This window comes from Janibacter sp. Y6 (assembly GCF_040900765.1).
GTDB lineage: Bacteria > Actinomycetota > Actinomycetes > Actinomycetales > Dermatophilaceae > Marihabitans > Marihabitans melonis.
This window is the reverse complement of sequence record NZ_JAKLYZ010000001.1, coordinates 121962-143501: the sequence shown is the minus strand read 5'-3', so window position 1 is coordinate 143501 and position 21540 is coordinate 121962. Positions and strand designations below refer to the sequence as shown.

The window sequence follows — 21540 nt, the reverse complement described above, 5'->3', positions numbered from 1 at the left end:
CCTCCCCACACCCAGGAGGCCTCGTGGACCTGTTCCTGCAGCAGCTCGTGAACGGGCTGACGATCGGCTCGCTCTACGCGCTGATCGCCGTCGGGTACACCGTCGTCTACGGCATCGTCCAGCTCATCAACTTCGCTCACGGCGAGATCTTCATGATCGGCGCCTTCGGCGCGCTGAGCACCTACCTCATCCTCTTCCAGGGCCAGACCGCCCTGTGGATCCTGCCGGTCATGGTCATCGGCGCGATCATCGCCTCGGTCGGCGTCGCGGTCCTCACCGAGCGCGTCGCCTACCGGCCGCTGCGCGGCGCCCCGCGTCTCGCCCCGCTCATCACGGCCATCGGCATCTCGGTCTTCCTCCAGGAGTTCGTCCGCCTCTTCTACAACCGGCCCTTCATCGTCACCGAGGCCAACCCGCTCGACTTCCCGAGCGCGAAGCAGAAGATCCCCTTCCCGCAGATCGACGTCGTCACCGGCCCGGCCTTCGAGCCCTTTGGCTTGACGATCCAGCGCGCGGCGATCTTCACCATCGCCTGCCTCGTCATCTGCGGTGTTCTGCTCTGGTTCTTCGTCAGAAAGACCCGCACGGGTCGTGGCATGCAGGCCGTCTCGCAGGACCCCGACACCGCCCGCCTCATGGGCATCAACGTCGACCGCACGATCGTCGTGGCCTTCGCCATCGGCGCCGCGCTCGCCGCCATCGCCGGTGTCTCGCAGGGCCTGCTCAACACGAACATCAACTTCAAGATGGGCTTCATCGCCGGTCTCAAGGCCTTCACGGCCGCGGTCCTCGGTGGCATCGGCAACATCTGGGGCGCGATCGTCGGCGGGCTCGTGCTCGGCGTCGTCGAGACCCTCGTGACCCAGTACACGACCCTCCTGCCCTTCGGCCTCGACCAGTTCGGCGGCTCCAGCTGGAAGGACGTGTGGGCCTTCGCCCTGCTCATCCTCATCCTCGTCTTCCGGCCGCAGGGCCTCCTCGGCGCAAAGGTGGTCGACCGCGCATGAGCACCGCAACCACAGCTCCTCAGCACCCCCAGCACGCCGAGACCTCGGCCCCGGCGGACCGCTCCGGCCTCGGGGTGATCCTCGGTCTCGTCGGCGGCGCCCTGCTGCTCGTCTCGGGTCTGCTGTCCTGGTCCTACGAGCCGATCTTCGGCGACATCAGCATCCGCTTCTGGCCGGTGAGCCTGCAGATCTTCGCGATGCTGCTCGGCATCACCGTGCTCGTCGTGGCCCTGTCGCGCAGCCTGCTCGCCCCCGTCCTCGGCTGGTTCTCGGCCGGGCCGGCGCTGCTGGCGCTCGGCATCGGGTCGACGGCCTTCGCCGCGCTCTCCCTCGTCGGGGTCGCGGTCCAGGCGGGCGGTCTCATCAACGCCAACGAAGGGGTGTACGTCGCCCTCGTCGGTGCCCTCGTCACCCTCGCCGGCGGCGTCCTCGCCCGGCCGCTCGTCGCCACCCGTGACGCCTTCACGGTCAAGGCGCCGAGCACGGTCGAGATCGCGCTCATCGCGATCATCTGCGCGGTGGCCCTGGCCATCGCCGCCTACGCCCTCGGGCGCGACGACGCGTGGGTCTTCGTCCTCTTCCTCGTGGCGATCGGGGTCATCGGGACCGGTCTGGCCAAGGCCGGCTTGTTCGGGTACGTCGGGGCGGCCGCGCAGCGTCACCGCCACGTCCTCACCCTGGGCGCCTTCGCCGCGGCCTTCCTCTTCCCGTTCACCCAGGACGGGTCGGAGATCAACATGTCGATCGCGACGGGCGTGCTCATCTTCGCCACGACCGCCATCGGCCTCAACATCGTCGTCGGTCTCGCCGGTCTGCTCGACCTCGGCTACATCGCCTTCCTCGGCGCCGGTGCGTACGTCGGGGCGATCCTGTCCGGCGCGGCGTCCTCGCAGATCGACTGGCACCCGCCCTTCATCGTCACGGCGCTCATCGGCGGTCTGTTCTCCGCCCTGCTCGGTCTCGTCGTCGGCTCGCCGACGCTGCGGGTCAGCGGTGACTACCTCGCCATCGTGACGCTCGCCTTCGGCGAGATCTTCCGGCTGACGATGTTCAACCTCGACGGCAACAACGGCCCGAAGATCACCAACGGCCCGAACGGCGTCACGGCCATCCCGAACCTCAACCTCTTCGGGTTCGACTTCGGCGCCACCCACACCGTCGCGGGCATCGAGCTGAGCCGGGCGGCGAACTACTACCTGCTCATGCTCCTGCTCACCGGCATCTTCATCCTCGTCTTCGCGCGGATGAACAACAGCCGGATCGGTCGCGGCTGGGTGGCCATCCGTGAGGACGAGCGCGCTGCGGAGGCCATGGGCGTCAACGTCTTCGGCCTTAAGCTGCTCGCCTTCGCCGGTGGTGCCTTCCTCGCCGGCATCGCGGGCACGGTCAAGGCGCACTACGACACCTCGGTGACGCCCGACCAGTACCAGTTCCTCGAGTCGGCCTTCCTGCTCGCCGCCGTCGTCCTCGGCGGCATGGGCACGATCGCCGGTGTCATCCTCGGCGCGGTGGTCCTCAAGCTCATGCCGGAGAAGCTGCGCTTCTTCAGCGAGTACCGGCTGCTGCTCTTCGGGCTGCTGCTCGTGCTCATGATGCGCTTCCGTCCCGAGGGCCTCGTGGCCAGCAAGCGACGCCAGCTCGAGTTCCACGAGGACGACGAGGAGCTGGCCGACGTCGTCGGCGACTGGAAGGTCGCGACCGAGGAGGAGACCCGATGAGCACCACCGTGAGCGACACCCCGCAGCGCACGCCCGCCGAGACCGGCGACGTCGTGCTCGAGGCGCGCGACATCGTCATGAGGTTCGGCGGTCTCACGGCCGTGAACAACGTCTCCTTCACCGTCCACGAGGGCGAGATCGTCGGTCTCATCGGTCCCAACGGGGCCGGCAAGACGACCTTCTTCAACTGCCTCACCGGCATGTACAAGCCCACCTCGGGCGAGGTGACCCTCCAGGGCAAGCGGCTCCCGCCGCGACCTCGGGAGGTCGTCACCGCCGGCATGGCCCGGACCTTCCAGAACATCCGGCTCTTCAACAACATGACGGCGCTCGAGAACGTCATGGTCGGGCGGTACTGCCGCACGACCTCGATGGCGCTCACCTCGATCCTGCGCGGGCCGAAGTTCCGGCAGGAGGAGGCCGAGAGCCTCGCCCGGGCGCACGAGCTGCTCGACTTCGTCGGGCTCGACCACAAGGCGGAGAGCCTCGCGCGCAACCTGCCCTACGGCGAGCAGCGCAAGCTCGAGATCGCCCGCGCCCTGGCGACCGACCCGCAGGTCATCCTGCTCGACGAGCCGACGGCGGGCATGAACCCCAAGGAGACGGAAGAGGCGATGCACCTCATCTTCCGGATCCGCGACCTCGGCATGGCCGTCGTCGTCATCGAGCACGACATGCGGTTCATCTTCAACCTCTGCGACCGGGTGCTCTGCCTGGTCCGGGGCGAGACCCTCATCGAGGGCTCCCCCGGCGAGGTCCAGTCCGACCCGCGCGTCATCGAGGCCTACATCGGCGGTGCCGACGACGACGAGATCGACACGTCCGACCTCACCGACGAGGAGATCGAGGTGCTGCGCGCCGAGGGCGAGCTGCCCGAGCAGAACGAGGGGCACGAGCCCGAGGAGGAGCGCCGATGAGCCCCATGCTCGAGGTCAAGGACCTCAAGGTCGCCTACGGCAAGATCCAGGCGGTCAAGGGCATTTCCTTCACCGTCGACGAGGGCGACGTCGTCTCGCTCATCGGCACCAACGGTGCCGGCAAGACGACGACGCTGCGCACGATCTCGGGCCTGCTGCGCCCGGTGGCCGGCCAGATCCTCTACCAGGGTCAGGACATCTCCACCGTGCCCGCGCACGACATCGTGGGTCTGGGCCTGGCCCACTCCCCCGAGGGCCGGCGGATCTTCCCCCGGATGAGCGTCGAGGAGAACCTCCTCCTCGGTGCCTACGGGCGCAAGGACGACGGCATCCGCAAGGACCTCAAGGCCGCCTACGAGCTCTTCCCCATCCTCGGGGAGCGCTCGAAGCAGCCGGCGGGCACCTTCTCCGGCGGCGAGCAGCAGATGCTCGCCATGGGCCGGGCGATGATGAGCCGCCCCAAGCTGCTCATGCTCGACGAGCCCTCGATGGGTCTGTCGCCGCTGATGATGAAGCGCATCATGAGCACGGTGACGACCCTGCAGGAGCAGGGCACGACGATCCTGCTCGTCGAGCAGAACGCCCGGGCCGCCCTGAAGATCGCGACCAAGGGCTACGTGCTCGAGGTCGGCAAGATCGTCACCGAGGGCACCGGCGAGGAGCTGCTCACCAGCGACGAGGTCCGCAAGGCCTACCTCGGCGAGGACTGAGCCGATACCGGTAGAAGGGTTGGGTGTCATGAGGCCTGTGACACCCAACCCTTCTACTGACGCATCCCGCTCAGAACCGCCGATTGAGCTAATAGACGAGTTGAGAGTCGGATTCAGTTTGTACGTCATCTATTCAATCAGCTGACTGCGCCACGCAAGACCTTCCAGAGCACCTTGAACTTGCCAAATGCGAACGTTGCGGCCGCGACGACGATGTTCGAGCAGTAGAAGTTTGCCTTGCACTGCTGCCAAGCTTTCTCGGCAGGCATGGCGCCCTTCTTGGCCTCCCACTCCTGAACCTTGGCGACATCGATTGTGCCGTTCACCCGCCCATCCTTCGTGCTTCTGAATTTGACGTTGCCTCGCGTGCAGTCGAGTAGCTCATTCACGTAGTAGGTGTTCCCATACACATCACGACACCACATCTTGTATGAGATTGGCTCGTATGAGCTGCTGGTCTTGCCTGGCTCGGAGCGTTCGCTCGAGTCGGGCGGCGAGGCCGACGCTGAATTCAGCGGGGCCAAGACGCTGATGCAAAAGGCAATCGTGATTGCCCAGAACTTTTTCCCCATTGATCTTCCCTTCGTCACAGAGGGTTGCACGCCTGATTGGGCGATCAAGTTACAATATGCCCGAGGTTGACAAAATCCACCGAACATGCCAAATCTTTAATGATCGTTGAAAGCTTCTTGAACGACGAGGGACTTGACCCCTCCACTGCGACGTGAGCTGCTTTCGGTACTCGCCGACCGACTCCAGCTCAACACAATTTTCTGCACATCGCCCGTGCACACTGTGATTTGTCCAGCTACGTGCAACCCTAAAAATAGGCAAGGGGAAAGGCAGCTAGATCGCGTCGATAGTTCAGATCGCAGTGACGATTTCACAAGATCTCCTCGTCGTCACCTGGTCGACCACGACTGTTGAGCACCCATCAACGCGCGGATGCAGCCTTAAGCGAGCCCGAGCCCTGCCTCACGAACCTGCACCAGCAATAGTTACCTAGCGCCCTGGTCATGGTTGCCCGACCTTGTCGTCCGCCCGGGGTCCGCGGCCCAGGGCCACGACGACGACGGCGGCCGCGCACATGAGGGTGCCGACGAGCCACAACGCGGGCCGGGTGCTGCAGGTGCCGTCGCGCACCCACCCCGTGACGAAGGGGGCGGCGAAGCCGGCAAGGTTGCCCAGCGAGTTGACGAGCGCGATGCCCGCCGCCGCCCCGGCCCGCTGAGGAAGGCGCTCGGCAGGGACCAGAAGACCGGCAGCGCGGCGAAGATGCCGATCGCGCACACCTTGATCGCCGCCATGACCGCGAGCGGCGAGGTGAGGTAGAGCGCGACGGGGATGGCCACACCGCCGAGCAGGGCGGGGGCGGCGGTGTGCCACACCCGCTCCCCCAAGCGGTCCGAGCGAGGCCCCACAGCACCATGGCCACCGCGCCGACGACGAAGGGGACGGCGACGATGAGCCCGGTCTGCAGCAGGGTGAAGTCGGTCTGGAACTGCTCGGAGAAGCCCGCGACGATCGAGGGCAGGAAGAAGCTCAGGGCGTTCAGGCCGTAGACGACGCCGAAGTACTGGAAGGCGAGGGCGAGGACCCGCCCGCTCGTGAGCGAGCGGCGGATGGACCACCCGTGCCGGGCCGCCGTGTCCTCGTCCGCGACGGCCATCGTCGCGGCCAGCCAGTCCCGCTCCTGCGGCTCGAGCCAGCCCGCGTCCTGCGGGCGGTCGGTGAGGTAAAACGACGCCGCGACACCGAGGGCGATCGCCGGCAGGTCCTCGACGAGGAACATCATCCGCCAGCCCTCGAGGCCGAGGGCGCCGTCGAGGTACCTATGACCGCCCCGGACAGGGTCGCCCCGAGCGCCGAGGACAGCGGGATGGCGACGAGGAACTAGCCGGTGATCCGGGCGCGCTCCGCACGGGGAACCAGTACGTCAGGCAGAGGATCATCCCGGGGAAGAAGCCGGCCTCGGCGATGCCGAGGAGGACCCGCAGCGTGTAGAGCCAGCCGGCGCTCGGCACGAAGGCCAAGAGCGCGGCGACGGTGCCCCAGGAGACGAGGATCCGCGCCATCCAGCGGCGGGCCCCGAAGCGTTGCATGGCGAGATTGCTCGGCACCTCGAAGAGGAGGTAGCCGATGAAGAAGAGCCCGGACGCGAGCCTGAACATCGTCTCGGTGAGACCGAGGTCCTCGCTCATCGTCAGCTTCGCGAAGCGAATGTTCGTGCGGTCGAGGTAGTTGACGAAGTACATGACCCCTATGAAGGGGGCGAGCCGTCGGGCGACCTTGCCGACGACCCTGCGCTGGAGGTCGAGGTCGTCCTGGCTGGTGGTGCCGGTCACGGGAGCTGCGCTCGTTCGGGGGTGGCGTCGGGGTCGGTGGTCGTGGGGTCGGGGGCGGTGGTGGTGGGGCCGGGGGTGCCGTTCTCGGTGACGAGAGGCAGGGCCTTGCCCGGGTTGAGGATGCCGTGCGGGTCGAGCGCGCACTCGACGGCGTGCTATATCTGCGCGACGTGCGGGCTCACCTCGCGGGTCAGCCCGGCCCGCTTGAGCAGGCCGACGCCGTGCTCGCCGGTGACGGTGCCGCCGAGGTCGAGGGCGTCGTGGATCATCTGCTCGAAGGCGGCCTGCGCCCGGGCGGGGCTGCCTCGTCGTCCGGCGGCACGACCAGCAGGGGGTGGAGGTTGCCGTCGCCGGCGTGGGCGATATTGGCGATGAGCACGTCGTGGGCGCGGCCGGCGTCGTGGATGCGGCGCAGCGTCTCGGGGACGGCGGCCATGGGCACGCAGACGTCCTCGGTGAGGATCGGCCCGAGCCGCTCCAGCGCAGGGTAGGCGAGGCGGCGGGCGGCGAAGAGCGCCTCCGCCTCGTCTTCGTCGTCGGACACGGCGGCGAAGGCGGCGCCGGCCTCCTCAAAGCAGGTGAGCACGCGCTGCGCCTCGGCCACCCCCGCCGCGCCGGGCGCGTCGACCCGCGCGAGGAGGAGGACCTCGGCATCCGTCGCCAGGCCCATGTTCTTCCACGCGTCCATGGCCTCGAGGCAGTAGCGGTCGACGAGCTAGATGTACTCGGCAGGGACGTTGGTGACCCTCGGGGTCTTGTAAACGAGGAGAACCTCCCGGCTTAGTGGAGATGTCTGACGTCTTCACCAACCAGGAGGTCCTCATGGCCCACGCTAATGCTCGGCTGAATCTGCATGGTCGTCGTCTGCTCGTCATGCGGGTGGTCGATGATGGTCGACCCGTCGCCCACGTCGCGAAAGAGCTCGGTGTCTCCCGCCAGTGCGCCCACCGCTGGGTCGCTCGGTTCCGAGCCGAGGGCGAGGCCGGTCTGCTCGACCGGTCCTCCCGTCCGCACAACTGTCCGCGACGCACTGCCCCAGGGGTCGAGCAGCGTGTCCTTGAGCTGCGTCGTGACCAGCGTCGGGGACAGGACTGGATCGGACCCGAGCTCGGACTGCCGGCCCGAACCGTCTCAGCGATCCTGCGCCGCCACGAGGTCCCCTACCTGCGTGAGTGCGACCCGTTGACCGGCGAGGTCATCCGAGCATCGAAGACCACCACCGTCCGCTACGAACGAGATCGCCCCGGCGAGCTGGTCCATGTCGACGTCAAGAAGGTCGGGCGAATCCCCGACGGCGGTGGGTGGCGCGCTCATGGGCGCTCCGAGCAAGTTCGTGGCCGCGGGATCGGCTACGACTTCGTGCACTCGATGGTCGATGACCACTCCCGCCTGGCCTACTCCGAGATCCTCCCCGACGAGAAGGGACCGACCTGCGCGGTGTTCTTGCTCCGCGCCGCCCGCTACTTCGCCGGTCACGGCGTCGACCGGATCGAGCGAGTGATTACCGACAACCACCTCAGCTATCGACGCTCGCGCGACTTCGCCGCAGCCGTTGCCGCGCTCGGCGCAGCCCATAAGTTCATCCGCCCGCACTGCCCTTGGCAGAACGGGAAGGTCGAGCGCTTCAACCGCACCCTGCAGGTCGAATGGGCATACCGGCAGGTCTTCCTCACCAACGCCGACCGGGCCGCGGCGCTGGCGCCGTGGCTGGAGTTCTACAACACTGGCCGACGCCACTCAGCCCTCGGAGGCCTACCCCCGATCAGCCGACTGTCATGAACGTGTCAGCTGAGTACAGCTAGAGCGCGCTCGGGACCACCCCGCTCGCGCCGACGGCGGCGATCGCCGCCCCGCGGAGCCGAGATCGGCGAAGTGCCCGGCGATCGTGCGCTCGGCGGCCCGCGTGGGCCGCATCCGCACCGTGATCTCGGTGATCACCCTGAGCGTGCCCTCGGAGCCGACCATGAGCCCGCACAGGTCGAGGCCGGCCACCCCTTCGCGGTCAGGCGGCCGAGCCGGACCACCTCGCCGGTGCCGGTGACGACCTCGAGACCGAGGACGTAGTCACCGGTGACGCCCTACAAAACGCAGCACACCCGCGGGCGTTCGTCGCGACGTTGCCGCCGATCGTCGACCACGGCAAACTCGCCGGGTCGGGCGGGTACCAGTGGCCGTGCTCGGCGACCGCGGTGCGCAGGTGGTCGCCGACGACCCCGGGCTGGACGACGGCGATCCGCTCGCGCGGGTCGATCTCGAGCACGGCGATGGCCTCGAGGCAGAGCACGACGCAGCCTTCGACGGCGTTGGCCCCGCCGGACAGACCGGTGCCCACTCCGCCTCGTCGCCGACGTAGCGCGACATCAGGGCCGGGTCGGTGATGACCCGGCCGGGGCCAGCCTGCTCACTAGATCGTCGATAACCATGCGGAGCAGGCCAGCCCGAGGCTCAGCCCGCCTTGCGTGCCCGCCGGGCGGCAGCTCGGGCGCGCCCGGAAATCTCGCCCGTCGAGCTCGATGTAGAGGTCGTGCTCGCCGCCGTCTTCGTCGCCGCGCTCTTCTTCGCGGCAGTCTTCGTGGCGGGGGCCTTCTTCGCGGCGGCCTTCGCAGTGGTGCTCTTCGCCGTGGTGCTCTTCGAGGCGGCCCTCTTCTTCGATCCCTTCGTCACCGGGGCCGCGATCTCGACGGGCTTCACGAGCTCGCCGACGATGACCGGCTCGTGACGGGCGAGGACCTTGGCGAGGAAGCGGCCGGTGTGCGACCCGGTGCGCTCGTGCTGCGCCGCGACGCTCTCCGGCGTGCCGGTCGCGACGACCTGCCCGCCGCCGTCGCCGCCCTCGGGACCCATGTCGATGACCCAGTCGGCGTTCTTGATGACGTCGAGGTTGTGCTCGATGACGATGACGGTGTTGCCCTTGTCGACGAGGCCCTGCAGGACGAGGAGCAGCTTGCGGATGTCCTCGAAGTGCAGACCGGTCGTCGGCTCGTCGAGGACGTAGACCGTGCGCCCGTTGGAGCGCTTCTGCAGCTCCGAGGCGAGCTTGACGCGCTGCGCCTCGCCGCCGGACAGGGTCGTCGCCGGCTGGCCGAGGCGCACGTAGCCCAGACCCACGGAGTTGAGGGTCTTCATGTGCCGGGCGATGGCCGGGACCGCGGCGAAGAAGTCCTCGGCCTCCTCGATCGGCATGTCGAGCACGTCGGCGATCGTCTTGCCCTTGAAGTGGACCTCGAGGGTCTCGCGGTTGTAGCGCCCGCCGTTGCACACCTCGCACGGGACGTAGACGTCGGGCAGGAAGTTCATCTCGATCTTGATCGTGCCGTCGCCGGAGCACGCGTCGCAGCGCCCGCCCTTGACGTTGAAGGAGAAGCGACCGGGCTGGTAGCCGCGGACCTTCGCCTCCTCGGTGTCGGCGAAGAGCTTGCGGACGTTGTCGAAGACGCCCGTGTACGTCGCGGGGTTCGAGCGCGGGGTGCGTCCGATGGGGCTCTGGTCGACGTGGACGACCTTGTCGAGGTTCTCGAGGAGCCCGGTGACGGTCTTGTGCCGGCCCGGCACGCGGCGGGCGCCGTTGAGCTTGTTGGCCATCACCGTGTAGAGGATGTCGTTGACGAGGGTCGACTTGCCCGAGCCCGACACACCGGTGACGGCGATGAGGTTGCCGAGGGGGAAGGTGACGTCGACGCCCTGGAGGTTGTTCTCGCGGGCGCCGCGCACGGTGACCTCGCGGCCCGGCTGCTGGGGCCGGCGCACGTCCGGCACGGGGATCTGCAGGCGGCCGGAGAGGTACTTGCCGGTGAGCGACTCCTCGCTCTCGAGCAGCCCGGCGACCTCGCCGCTGTGGACGACGCGACCACCGTGCTCGCCGGCACCGGGGCCGATGTCGACGACCCAGTCGGCGACCTCGATGGTGTCCTCGTCGTGCTCGACGACGATGAGGGTGTTGCCGAGGTCGCGCAGGCGGGTGAGGGTCTCGATGAGCCGGTGGTTGTCGCGCTGGTGCAGCCCGATGCTCGGCTCGTCGAGGACGTAGAGCACGCCGACGAGACCGGAGCCGATCTGCGTCGCGAGCCGGATCCGCTGGGCCTCGCCGCCGGAGAGCGTCGCCGCGGCCCGGGAGAGCGAGAGGTAGTCGAGGCCGACGTCGAGCAGGAAGCCCAGCCGGGCGTTGATCTCCTTGATGACCTGCTCGGCGATGGCCCGCTCGCGCTGGGTGAAGTCGACGTCGTGGAGGAAGGTCGCCGCCTGGGCGATCGAGAGCGAGGACACCTCGGCGATGCTGCGACCGCCGACGAGGACCGCGAGGGCCTCGGGCTTCAGGCGCGTGCCGCGGCAGTGCGGGCAGGGGATCTCGCGCATGTAGCCCTGGTACTTCTCGCGGCTCCACTCGGACTCGGTCTCGCCGTGGCGGCGCCGGATGAAGGAGATCGCCCCCTCGAAGCCCGTCGAGTACGAGCGCTCGCGGCCGAAGCGGTTGCGGTAGCGCACGTGCACCTTGTGGTTCTGGCCGTGGAGCAGCGCGGTGCGCGCCCGCTCCGGCAGGGCCCGCCACGGCGTGCTCATGTCGAAGCCGAGGTCGTCGCCGAGGGCGCTCATCGTGCGCTGGAAGTACTGGGCGGACTGGGTGCCGGCCGCCCACGGGGCGATCGCGCCCTCCTCGAGGGTGAGGTCCTCGTCGGGGACGACGAGCTCGGGGTCGACCTCGAGCTCGGTGCCGATGCCGGTGCAGTGCGGGCAGGCGCCGAAGGGGGAGTTGAAGGAGAAGGAGCGCGGCTCGACCTCGTCCATCTCGATGGGGTGGTCGTTCGGGCAGGCCATCCGCTCGGAGTAGCGACGCTCACGCGGCAGCGGCTCGCCCTGCGCGTCGAGCGGCGCGGGCCGCTCCCCCGGCTCGTCGGCGTCGACCGGCGCGTCGACGAACTCGACGACGACGATGCCGTCGGCGAGGCGCAGCGCGGTCTCGACGGAGTCGGTGAGCCGACGCTGGGCGGTGCGCTCCGCCCCCTTCGCCACGAGACGGTCGACGACGACCTCGATGGTGTGCTTGACCTGCTTCTCGAGCTTCGGCGGGTCGGTGAGGCTGACGACGGTGCCGTCGACGCGGGCGCGGCTGTACCCCTTCGTCTGCAGCTCGGAGAAGAGGTCGACGAACTCGCCCTTGCGCGCGCGGACGACGGGCGCGAGGACCTGGAAGCGGGTGCCCTCGGGCAGCTCGAGGAGGCGGTCGACGATCTGCTGCGGGCTCTGCCGGGTGATCGGCTCGCCGCAGCGGGGGCAGTGCGGGCGGCCGGCGCGGGCGAAGAGCAGGCGCAGGTAGTCGTAGACCTCGGTGATCGTGCCGACGGTGGAGCGGGGGTTGCGGTTCGTCGACTTCTGGTCGATCGAGACCGCCGGGGACAGGCCCTCGATGAAGTCGACGTCGGGCTTGTCCATCTGGCCGAGGAACTGACGAGCGTAGGCGGACAGGGACTCGACGTAGCGGCGCTGGCCCTCGGCGAAGATCGTGTCGAAGGCCATCGAGGACTTGCCCGACCCGGACAGACCGGTGAAGACGACGAGGCTGTCCCGCGGGATCTCGATCGAGACGTCCTTGAGGTTGTGCTCGCGGGCGCCTCGCACGACGAGCTGGTCGTGCAGGGCAGAGCCGTGCCGGGCGTGGGGTGCGGAAGTCACGGCCACAACTTTATGTCTCGCCACCGACAGCGTTGCGCCTGCGGCCCCCTCGGCGGCCCCCCGTAGGGTGAGCGGATGAGCACACCGATCGAGGAGTACGCCGTCATCGGCGACACCGAGACCGTCGCCCTCGTCAGCCGTGGGGGGTCCATCGACTGGCTCTGCTTCCCCCGTTTCGACTCGCCGTCGTGCTTCACCGCGCTGCTCGGCACCCCCGAGCACGGCCGCTGGCTCATCGGCCCGGTCGGCGAGGCGCGCACCACGCGCAGCTATCGCGGCGACTCCTTCGTCCTCGAGACGACCCACGAGACGGCGTCCGGGACGGTCCGGGTGACCGATCTCATGCCGCTCGGCGACAACCGGGCCGACATCATCCGCCGGGTCGAAGGGGTGTCCGGCACCGTCGAGATGGAGCACGAGTGGGTCGTGCGCTTCGGCTACGGCAAGGTCACCCCGTGGGTGACCCACACGACGCACCACGGCGACGACCTCCTCACGGCGATCGCCGGGCCCGACATGCTCGTCCTGCGCGGCAGCCGGCTGCCGCATCCCGACGACCACCACCACCGCGACCGCTTCGAGGTGCGCGCGGGCGAGACGCTCGACTTCACGCTCACGTGGTTCTCGTCGTGGAAGCAGGTGCCCCCGGCGCTCGACGTCGGCGGACGGGTCGAGGCGACCGTCGCGCGGTCGAGCGAGTGGGCGAGCCGGTGCACCTACGAAGGGCCGCACCGCGAGGCCGTCGTCCGCTCGCTGCTCGTGCTGCGCCTGCTCACCGACACCCGTCGCGGCGGCATCGTCGCGGCGCCGACCACGAGCCTGCCCGAGGACTTCGGCGGGGTGCGCAACTGGGACTACCGCTACTGCTGGCTGCGTGACGCCTCGCTCACCCTCGAGGCGCTCCTGCAGTCGGGCTACGTCGGGACGGCGAAGCTGTGGCGCGACTGGCTCGTGCGTGCCGTCGCCGGCGACCCCGAGGACATGCAGATCATGTACGCGGTCGACGGCGGCCGCGAGCTGCCCGAGCGCGAGCTCGACCACCTGCCCGGGTACGCGGGCAGCCGGCCGGTGCGCATCGGCAACGGGGCCGTCGACCAGAAGCAGACCGACGTCCTCGGCGAGGTGATGATCGCCCTCGAGGACGCCCGCGAGCTCGGGCTCGAGGAGTCGCACCAGTCCTGGGCCATCCAGCGGGCCCTCGTCGACAGCCTCGCCACCCACTGGGACGAGCCGGACAACGGGCTGTGGGAGATCCGCGGCCCGCTGCGGCACTTCACCCACAGCCGGGTCATGGTCTGGGCCGCCTTCGACCGCGCCATCCGCGCCGTCGAGGAGCACGGGCTGAGCGGCGACGTCGAGACCTGGCGGACGCTGCGCGACCGCGTGCACGCCGAGGTGTGCGAGCGCGGGTGGAGCGAGGAGCGCCACACCTTCACCCAGCACTACGACACCGACGAGGTCGACGCCTCGCTGCTGCTCATCCCGCTCGTCGGCTTCCTCCCGCCGGACGACCCGCGGGTGCACGGCACGATCGCGGCCGTCGAGCACGACCTCATGCGCGGCGGCTTCCTCCTGCGCTACCGCACGGAGACCGGTGTCGACGGGCTCGCCGGCGACGAGCACCCCTTCCTCGCCTGCTCCTGGTGGCTCGTCAGCGCGCTCGCGGTGACCGGCCAGGTGGAGCGCGCGGAGGAGCTCATGGACCGTCTCGTCGGGCTGCTCAACGACGTCGGTCTCGTCGCCGAGGAGTACGACACCGAGCACGACCGGCAGGCGGGCAACTTCCCCCAGGCCTTCTCGCACCTCACCCTCATCGGCGCGGCCTACCACCTCGCCGACGCGAAGGCCCGGGCCACCGCGACCGCCTGAGGCTCCCCCTTCGCCCGGGTCCTCGGCCCGGCAGGGCGGGCGCCGGACGCCCGGTCCCACGGCCGGGCGGGCGGCGGTAGCGTGCCGCCATGAGCGAGACGCTGACCGAGACCCACGAGTACACCGGCGAGGTCACCCCGGGCGGGCCCGTGCACGTGCGCGAGCTGCCGGCGCTGACGATCCGCAAGATGTCGGTGTCGCAGATGCACAACAACGTCTACCTGCTCACCTGCCGATCGACCGGCGAGCAGCTGCTCGTCGACGCCGCCGACGAGGCCGAGCGCTGCCTCGCGCTCGTCGCCCTCGGCGGGGGCTCGCTCGGGCACCTCGTGACGACCCATCAGCACTGGGACCACCACCGGGCTCTGCCCGAGGTGGCCCGTGAGACCGGCGCCGAGACCTACGCCGGCGTCGACGACGCCGTCGGGCTGCCCGTGGCCCCCGACCACCTGCTGCGCCAGGGCGACGAGGTGCGTTTCGGCGACGTCGTGCTCGAGGTCTCGCACCTGCGCGGGCACACCCCCGGCTCGGTCGCCCTGGCCTACCGCGACCCGCAGGGCTCGACCCACCTCTTCACCGGCGACACGCTCTTCCCCGGCGGGGTGGGCAACACGAAGATGGAGGGGCAGAGCTTCGAGCTGCTCTACGGCGACGTCGTCGAGCGGATCTTCGGGGTCTACGACGACGACACGCACTTCTACCCCGGGCACGGCGCCGACTCGACCATCGGCGCCGAGCGCCCGCACCTCGACGAGTGGCGCGAGCGGGGCTGGTGAGCCGCGCCGACGCCGTCCCGGCACCTCTCCTCGTCCTCGGCGGGGTCCTGTCCGTCCAGTTCGGCGGGGCCCTGGCCGCGACCCTCGTCCCCGAGGTCGGCGCGAGCACCTCCGTGCTCCTGCGCCTCGTCTTCGCCGCGGCGATCATGCTCGTCCTCGCGCGGCCCCGGCTGCTCGGCCACTCCCCCGCCGCCTGGCGCACCGTGCTGCTCTTCGGTGTCGCGCTCGGAGGGATGAACTGGGCCTTCTACGCCTCGCTGGCCTACCTGCCGATCGGGGTCGCCGTGACCTTCGAGTTCGTCGGGCCGCTGCTCCTCGCCGCTGCCGGGTCGCGCCGCGTCCGTGACCTCGGTGCGGTCGCCGTCGCGGCGGTCGGCGTCGTCCTCGTCTCCGAGGTCACCCACCTGCCGCTGTCCGAGCTCAGCTGGCGGGGCATCGGTCTCGCCCTGCTCGCGGGAGGCTTCTGGGCGGCGTACATCGTGTGCTCCTCGCGAACCGGCGCCGTCTTCGACCGGCTCGACGGGCTGAGCCTGGCCATGGTCGTCGCCATGGTCGTCGTGCTGCCGGCGGGTGCCCTCGGGTGGCACACGGTCACCGCGGAGCACCTGCTCAAGGGACTGGGCCTGGCGCTGCTCAGCTCGGTGCTGCCGTACTCGCTGGAGCTGCTCGCGCTGCGCCGGATGAGCGCGACGGTCTTCGGGATCCTGCTCAGCCTCGAGCCTGCGGTCGCGGCCCTCGCGGGCCTCGTCGTCCTCGGCCAGGTCCTCTCGGGGCCGCAGCTCGTCGGCATGTCGCTCGTCGTCGTCGCCAGCGTCCTCGTGCTCGGCCGACCTCGGGAGCGCTCCGAGGGCGAGACCCCCGCCCACCTCACCGAGACCGGCGCCTAGATGTACTCGGCGAAGGGGGTGCCCGTCGCCGGGTCGGTCCGCCTGCCCCTTCAGTCGGACAGATGGGCTCGCTCCCCCTTCGGCCGGACAGGTGAGTTCCTTCCCCTTCGCTCGGTCGGGCGGGCCCCTCCCCCTTCGCCCGCTCGACATGACAAACCCCGGCTCAGCACGAGTTTCTTACCCATGCTGAGCCGGGGTTTATCGGGTCACCCGAGAAACTGGTGACGGGTGGGGCGGGTCAGCTCTCGACGCCCTGACGCTCGTCCTTGCGGGTCTTCCACAGGCTGGCGATGGTGGTGATGCCGAGGATGACGACGATGGCGCCCAGAGAGACCGAGATGGGGATCTCGGGGACCGGGATGTGCTCGCCGCCGTTGATGAAGGGCAGCTCGTTCTCGTGCAGGGCGTGGAGGATGAGCTTGACGCCGATGAAGGCGAGCAGCACGGCCAGGCCGATGCTCAGGTAGACGAGCTTCTTCAGCAGACCACCGATGAGGAAGTACAGCTGCCGCAGACCCATGAGGGCGAAGAGGTTAGCCGTGAGGACGATGTACGGCTCCTTGGTCAGGCCGTAGATCGCCGGGATGGAGTCCAGCGCGAAGAGCAGGTCGGTCATGCCCAGCGCGAGGATGACGAAGAAGATCGGGGTGGCGACCCGCTTGCCGTTCTCCTTGGTGAAGACCTTCGCGCTCCACTCCTTGGTGGAGGGGATCGTCTTCTCCATGTACTTGAGGAAGCGGTTCTCCTCGAACTCCTCGTCGTCGTCGTCCTTCTGCACCGCGAGCTTGATCGCCGTGTAGATGAGGAAGGCGCCGAAGATGTAGAAGACCCAGGAGAAGCGGTTGATCGCCGCGGCGCCGACGAAGATGAAGATCGTCCGCAGCACGATGGCGATGATGATGCCCCACATGAGGGCGATCTGCTGGTACTTCGCCGGCACCTGGAAGCTCGCCATGATGATGAGGAAGATGAAGAGGTTGTCGATCGACAACGAGTACTCGGTGAGCCAGCCGGCGTAGAACTCACCCGCGCGGGTGCTGCCCTCGGCCCACCAGATGCCCAGGCCGAAGAGGATGGCGGCCGAGACGTACACGGCGAGGGTCGTGCCGACCTCCTTGTTCGACGGCACGTGCGGCCGGCGAGCGATGAGGACGACGTCGAAGATCAGCACCGCTGCGGCCACGCCGAGGGTGAGGAGCCAGACCCAGGTCGGCACGTCCATGGTGCCGCCGCTGATGATGCTCGGTGCGATGCCAGGGATGCTGGCGGGGATCGATGTCACGTGCTGGGGTCGCCTTCCGGACAGGGTTCGGTCATGTCCGGAGGTCTCTCCCACCCAGGGGCCGGTACCCCGGGCCTCCCGGCCGAAGGGGGCCGAGGTGCCGTGCTGACGAGGACACCGCGTGGGGATACTCCCCTCCGCGCAGACCATCGTCGCAGATGCGTCGGGCCCGTGACGACCGGAGCCCACCCCGTGGGCCCGACGGTCGGGCCCGGCTCACCTGTGCGAAGTCCCCTCAGCCGGTCGCCTGCGTCATCTGACGCAGCTCCTTCTTGAGGTCGGAGATCTCGTCGCGCAGGCGGGCCGCGAGCTCGAAGTGAAGGTCGGTCGCCGCCTGGTGCATCTGGTCGGTGAGGTCCTGGATGAGGCTGGCGAGCTCGCCGCTGGGCAGGTCCTTGCCGCGGTTGCCGCCGGCGGGCGCCCCCTTCGCGCTGCGCGAGGTCTTGCCGCGCGACTGGGTGCGACCCGAGCCGATGAGGGCGTCGGTGTCGGCGTCCTCACGGCCCAGGATGTCGGTGATGTCGGCGATCTTCTTGCGCAGCGGCTGCGGGTCGATGCCGCGCTCGGTGTTGTAGGCGATCTGCTTCTCGCGCCGCCGGTGGGTCTCGTCGATCGCGTGCTGCATCGAGTCGGTGATGTTGTCGGCGTACATGTGCACCTGACCGGAGACGTTGCGCGCCGCGCGACCGATCGTCTGGATGAGCGAGCGGCTGCTGCGCAGGAAGCCCTCCTTGTCGGCGTCGAGGATGGCGACGAGCGAGACCTCGGGCAGGTCGAGACCCTCGCGCAGGAGGTTGATGCCGACGAGGACGTCGTACTCGCCGAGCCGCAGCTCGCGCAGCAGCTCGACGCGGCGCAGGGTGTCGATGTCGGAGTGCAGGTAGCGGACCCGCACGCCCTTGTCGAGGAGGTAGTCGGTGAGGTCCTCGGCCATCTTCTTCGTCAGCGTCGTGACGAGGACGCGCTCGTCGCGCTCGGTGCGGGTGCGGATCTCGTCGAGGAGGTCGTCGATCTGACCCTTCGTCGGCTTGAGGACGATCTCGGGGTCGACGAGCCCGGTCGGGCGGATGATCTGCTCGACGACGCCGTCGCTCTTGGCCGTCTCGTAGTCGCCGGGGGTCGCCGAGAGGTAGACGGTCTGACCGGTGCGCTCGAGGAACTCCTCCCACGTCAGCGGTCGGTTGTCCATGGCGCTCGGCAGCCGGAAGCCGTGGTCGACGAGGGTGCGCTTGCGCGAGGCGTCACCCTCGTACATCGCGCCGATCTGGGGCACGGTGACGTGCGACTCGTCGATGACGAGCGCGAAGTCCTCGGGGAAGTAGTCGAGCAGGCAGTTCGGCGCGGACCCGGGCTGGCGGCCGTCGATGTGCATCGAGTAGTTCTCGATGCCCGAGCAGCTGCCGACCTGGCGCATCATCTCGATGTCGTACGTCGTGCGCATGCGCAACCGCTGCGCCTCGAGCATCTTGCCCTGGCTCTCGAAGACCTTGAGCTGCTCCTCGAGCTCGTGCTCGATGCCGACGATCGCGCGCTCCATGCGCTCGGGCCCGGCGACGTAGTGGGTCGCCGGGAAGACGTACATCTCCTGCTCCTCGCGGATCACCTCGCCGGTCAGCGGGTGGAGGGTGTAGACGCGCTCCACCTCGTCGCCGAAGAGCTCGATGCGGATCGCGTGCTCCTCGTAGACCGGGATGATCTCGATGGTGTCCCCGCGCACCCGGAAGGTGCCGCGGGTGAAGGCGAGGTCGTTGCGGGTGTACTGCATCGTGACGAACTGGCGCAGCAGGGTGTCGCGGTCGACCTGGTCGCCGACGGACAGGCGGACCATGCGGTCGACGTACTCCTGCGGGGTGCCGAGGCCGTAGATGCACGAGACCGACGCGACCACCACGACGTCACGCCGGGTGAGCAGGCTGTTGGTCGCCGAGTGACGCAGCCGCTCGACCTCCTCGTTGATCGAGCTGTCCTTCTCGATGTACGTGTCCGACTGCGGGACGTAGGCCTCGGGCTGGAAGTAGTCGTAGTAGCTGACGAAGTACTCGACGGCGTTGTTGGGCAGCAGCTCGCGGAACTCGTTGGCCAGCTGGGCGGCGAGCGTCTTGTTCGGCGCCATGACGAGCGTCGGGCGCTGGATCTGCTCGATGAGCCAGGCCGTCGTCGCCGACTTGCCGGTGCCGGTGGCGCCGAGGAGGACGACGTCCTGCTCCCCCGCATTGACCCGGCGGGCCAGCTCGGCGATGGCCGCGGGCTGGTCGCCGGCGGGCTCGAACTCGGAGACCACCTGGAAGGGGGCCACCGTGCGCTGCAGATCGGTCACGGGACGCATATGGACAACCTAAGCGCACGCACCGACAACGTATTCCGGCAGGGCCCGGGTTCAGGGTCGCGTCGGCACCGTCGTCGCCGGCGGGTCGACGCTCACCGAGCGCCCGTCGAAGGTCACCTCGCTGAGCCACATCGTGCGTCCGGGCACCTCGGAGCCCACCGCGTCCGGCGCCCACGCGTGGTAGACCATCCACACCCGGCCGTCCCGCTCGACGAGGGAGTTGTGCCCCGGGCCGGCGGCCACCTCGTTGCTCACGAGGACCGGCTCGTCGTCCTTGACGAAGGGGCCCGTCGGCGCGTCCGCGGTCGCGTGCCCCACCGCGTACCGGTCCGAGCCGAAGTCGTTGGCGGAGTAGAAGAGGTGGTACACCCCGTCCTCCTCGCGCACGAAGGGCCCCTCGACGAGGTCGCCCTCCCACGCGAGGTCCTGGCGGATGACCCGCTCGGGCTCGCCGAGCACCGTCGTCCCGTCCGGGCCGAGGCGCTGCACCGAGATCCACGTGTCGACCCCGACGGCGTTGCCGTCGTTCTTCCAGTACAGGTAGGCCTGGCCGTCCGTGTCGACGAAGGGGTGCGCGTCGATCGACCCACCCGCGTCCTCCTCGCACACGAGGGGTCCGTCGCTGTCGTCGACGTAGGGCCCCTCCGGCTGCGCGGAGACGGCGACGCCGATGCACTGGATCTCGGGGTCCGGGGCGCGGGTCGTGTAGTACATGACCCACTGCTCGCGGATCTGCACGGCCTCGGGCGCCCACACCTTGCCCGGCGACGTCCAGCTCGCGAGCTCGGGCATGGCGTCCGAGCCCTGGCTCCAGTCGACGAGGTCGGTGCTCGTGAGGGTCTGGACGTTCATCCCGTTGCCGTTCGTCGCGATCGCGACGTACGAGCCGTCGGCGTCGAGCACCTGCGGGTCGGGGAAGTTGCTCGCCCACACGGGGTTGGTGAAGCCGGTCATGCTCTCGCTCTCCTGCCGCGGGGCGGCGTCGGGTGTCGGGGACTGGCAGGCGCCGAGGGCGAGGGACGCGCCCGCGAGGACGGCAGCCGTGCGCCGTCCTCGCGAGCGGGCCCGTCGGACCCGTGACCGGCTCACCCGGCGCCGGGGTCGGAGGGCCACCGGGTGCGGTAGAAGCGCAGGTGGTCGAAAGAGGCCACGGCGGCCGGGGACGCCCCGCCGTGCGAGTAGAGCCCGATCCTCGGCTCAGTGCCGGCGCCGAGCGCCCAGGTCGCGCCCCACGTCCACGTCCGGCCGTCCCGGCTCGTCCCCGCGCGGTAGAGGTGCTCCCCCTCCGCCGTGCGGTGGTGCGCCAGGCGCAGCCACATCGTCGGGGCGGCGGTCCCGACGAGAGCACCGCCGTACGACGTCCGACCGTCGGGCGCCGCGGCGACCTCACGGCCGAACTCCGTCTGCCGGGTGTTCCAGATCGCGACGGTGCCGAGCCGGGCGAAGTCGTCGTCGGTGGCGTGCGCGACGAGGCCTGCCTGCTGGTAGTTGCGGATCTCGTCGGTGCCGAGGTCGAGGTGGACCTTCGTCTGCGCGATCCAGTCGCCGTCGTCGGGCGCGTCGTGGAGCAGCAGACCGGCCTGGTTGCCCCCGCCGGTGAGGTCGGTGCCCTCGACCGGCCAGCACAGCTGCCCGTCCTCGACGCGGGCCTGGGGGTTCTCACGCACCCAGGTCAGCGCCGGGGTCGAGGCGTCGTCGAACTCCTCGCCCGTGATGAGGGCCCCCGCCTGGGGCACCGGAGCGAGCCCACGGGCGTCCTGCGCCGCCGGGGTCACGACGACGTTGTCGACGTCCTCCTCGACCGTTCGGCGACATTGCCGTGACCTGCACCGACGCTGTCGCCGTCGCCTTTGCAACGGTGGAAACGCGGGTGCTGGGCGCCAGCTTTACAACGGATAACACGCTTGTCCAGAGGTCGGGACGAAAATGCACCCGACGGGGTGCGCCGGTCCCGAGGGTGCGGGCCCAACCGTGATCCGGTACGAGTGATGCGGTACGAGTGAGGACGGCACGACCACGTGCCGCGGAGGAGGTCG

At 69.4% G+C, this 21540-nt stretch carries 17 protein-coding genes and 1 pseudogene; 8 read left to right on the top strand and 10 right to left on the bottom strand.

Annotation, left to right across the window (positions count from 1 at the left end):
- Positions 1–23: 23 nt before the first annotated feature.
- The 4 genes from L6241_RS00640 to L6241_RS00625 are packed head-to-tail and all read left to right on the top strand — an operon-like array spanning position 24 to position 4352.
- A complete protein-coding gene (locus L6241_RS00640) occupies positions 24–1007 on the top strand; it encodes a branched-chain amino acid ABC transporter permease (RefSeq protein ID WP_368244363.1) in 984 nt (327 codons plus the stop codon).
- Complete coding sequence (locus L6241_RS00635; RefSeq protein WP_368244362.1) at positions 1004–2725, top strand: branched-chain amino acid ABC transporter permease; 1722 nt, start codon at positions 1004–1006, stop codon at positions 2723–2725. Before L6241_RS00640 ends, L6241_RS00635 begins: the two co-directional genes overlap by 4 nt.
- On the top strand, positions 2722–3642 hold the full coding sequence (locus L6241_RS00630; RefSeq protein ID WP_368244361.1) for an ABC transporter ATP-binding protein: 921 nt from the start codon (positions 2722–2724) through the stop codon (positions 3640–3642). The genes L6241_RS00635 and L6241_RS00630 overlap by 4 nt, the downstream gene beginning before the upstream one ends.
- Entirely contained in the window at positions 3639–4352 is a 714-nt protein-coding gene (locus tag L6241_RS00625) for an ABC transporter ATP-binding protein (RefSeq protein WP_123091692.1), read from the top strand. Before L6241_RS00630 ends, L6241_RS00625 begins: the two co-directional genes overlap by 4 nt.
- A gap of 137 nt (positions 4353–4489) precedes the next feature.
- Here L6241_RS00625 and L6241_RS00620 read toward each other — a convergent pair whose 3' ends face one another.
- The 4 genes and pseudogenes from L6241_RS00620 to L6241_RS00605 form a co-directional block, all read right to left on the bottom strand.
- Positions 4490–4678, bottom strand: coding sequence for a hypothetical protein (locus L6241_RS00620; RefSeq protein ID WP_368244360.1), 189 nt, complete (start codon positions 4676–4678; stop codon positions 4490–4492).
- 688 nt (positions 4679–5366) lie between these two features.
- A complete protein-coding gene (locus tag L6241_RS00615) occupies positions 5367–5642 on the bottom strand; it encodes a hypothetical protein (RefSeq protein ID WP_368244359.1) in 276 nt (91 codons plus the stop codon).
- A gap of 542 nt (positions 5643–6184) precedes the next feature.
- A complete protein-coding gene (locus L6241_RS00610; RefSeq protein ID WP_368244358.1) occupies positions 6185–6697 on the bottom strand; it encodes an MFS transporter in 513 nt (170 codons plus the stop codon).
- Positions 6698–6852: 155 nt separating this feature from the next.
- Positions 6853–7367 (bottom strand): annotated as a pseudogene (locus L6241_RS00605) (FAD-binding oxidoreductase).
- A 152-nt stretch (positions 7368–7519) separates the two neighbouring features.
- On the opposite strand from L6241_RS00605, the gene L6241_RS00600 reads away from it, so the two are divergent.
- Positions 7520–8476 carry an IS481 family transposase gene (locus tag L6241_RS00600; protein WP_368245117.1) on the top strand — a complete coding sequence of 319 codons (957 nt, stop codon included), beginning with the start codon at positions 7520–7522 and terminating at the stop codon, positions 8474–8476.
- Between the two features lie 223 nt (positions 8477–8699).
- On the opposite strand, the gene L6241_RS00595 is transcribed toward L6241_RS00600, so the two are convergent.
- Both L6241_RS00595 and uvrA read right to left on the bottom strand, forming a co-directional pair.
- A complete protein-coding gene (locus L6241_RS00595; protein WP_368244357.1) occupies positions 8700–9029 on the bottom strand; it encodes an FAD-binding oxidoreductase in 330 nt (109 codons plus the stop codon).
- 113 nt (positions 9030–9142) lie between these two features.
- On the bottom strand, positions 9143–12364 hold the full coding sequence (gene uvrA, locus L6241_RS00590) for an excinuclease ABC subunit UvrA (RefSeq protein ID WP_368244356.1): 3222 nt from the start codon (positions 12362–12364) through the stop codon (positions 9143–9145).
- Between the two features lie 75 nt (positions 12365–12439).
- Between uvrA and L6241_RS00585 the strand changes: the two genes are divergently transcribed.
- The 3 genes from L6241_RS00585 (at position 12440) to L6241_RS00575 (ending at position 15896) form a co-directional block, all read left to right on the top strand.
- Complete coding sequence (locus tag L6241_RS00585) at positions 12440–14233, top strand: glycoside hydrolase family 15 protein (RefSeq protein ID WP_252973930.1); 1794 nt, start codon at positions 12440–12442, stop codon at positions 14231–14233.
- 89 nt (positions 14234–14322) lie between these two features.
- Entirely contained in the window at positions 14323–15009 is a 687-nt protein-coding gene (locus L6241_RS00580) for an MBL fold metallo-hydrolase (protein WP_368244355.1), read from the top strand.
- Positions 15006–15896, top strand: a complete 891-nt coding sequence (locus L6241_RS00575) for a DMT family transporter (RefSeq protein ID WP_229298889.1) — start codon at positions 15006–15008, stop codon at positions 15894–15896. Before L6241_RS00580 ends, L6241_RS00575 begins: the two co-directional genes overlap by 4 nt.
- A gap of 238 nt (positions 15897–16134) precedes the next feature.
- On the opposite strand, the gene L6241_RS00570 is transcribed toward L6241_RS00575, so the two are convergent.
- From L6241_RS00570 to L6241_RS00555, 4 genes are all read right to left on the bottom strand, one after another.
- Positions 16135–17118, bottom strand: a complete 984-nt coding sequence (locus tag L6241_RS00570; protein WP_368244354.1) for a TerC family protein — start codon at positions 17116–17118, stop codon at positions 16135–16137.
- Positions 17119–17413: 295 nt separating this feature from the next.
- Positions 17414–19504: an excinuclease ABC subunit UvrB gene (uvrB, locus tag L6241_RS00565; RefSeq protein WP_368244353.1), complete on the bottom strand. Its 2091-nt coding sequence runs from the start codon at positions 19502–19504 to the stop codon at positions 17414–17416.
- Positions 19505–19555: 51 nt separating this feature from the next.
- Positions 19556–20617 carry a glycoside hydrolase family 43 protein gene (locus L6241_RS00560; protein WP_368244352.1) on the bottom strand — a complete coding sequence of 354 codons (1062 nt, stop codon included), beginning with the start codon at positions 20615–20617 and terminating at the stop codon, positions 19556–19558.
- On the bottom strand, positions 20590–21279 hold the full coding sequence (locus L6241_RS00555) for a hypothetical protein (RefSeq protein WP_368244351.1): 690 nt from the start codon (positions 21277–21279) through the stop codon (positions 20590–20592). Before L6241_RS00555 ends, L6241_RS00560 begins: the two co-directional genes overlap by 28 nt.
- Positions 21280–21540: the final 261 nt, after the last annotated feature.

Coding starts and splice junctions, on each gene's coding strand:
- L6241_RS00625 (WP_123091692.1), top strand. CDS start 3,639: ATGAGCCCCATGCTCGAGGTCAAGGACCTCAAGGTCGCCTACGGCAAG.
- L6241_RS00585 (WP_252973930.1), top strand. CDS start 12,440: ATGAGCACACCGATCGAGGAGTACGCCGTCATCGGCGACACCGAGACC.
- uvrB (WP_368244353.1), bottom strand. CDS start 19,504: ATGCGTCCCGTGACCGATCTGCAGCGCACGGTGGCCCCCTTCCAGGTG.
- L6241_RS00570 (WP_368244354.1), bottom strand. CDS start 17,118: ATGGACGTGCCGACCTGGGTCTGGCTCCTCACCCTCGGCGTGGCCGCA.
- L6241_RS00630 (WP_368244361.1), top strand. CDS start 2,722: ATGAGCACCACCGTGAGCGACACCCCGCAGCGCACGCCCGCCGAGACC.
- L6241_RS00580 (WP_368244355.1), top strand. CDS start 14,323: ATGAGCGAGACGCTGACCGAGACCCACGAGTACACCGGCGAGGTCACC.
- L6241_RS00635 (WP_368244362.1), top strand. CDS start 1,004: ATGAGCACCGCAACCACAGCTCCTCAGCACCCCCAGCACGCCGAGACC.
- L6241_RS00600 (WP_368245117.1), top strand. CDS start 7,520: ATGGCCCACGCTAATGCTCGGCTGAATCTGCATGGTCGTCGTCTGCTC.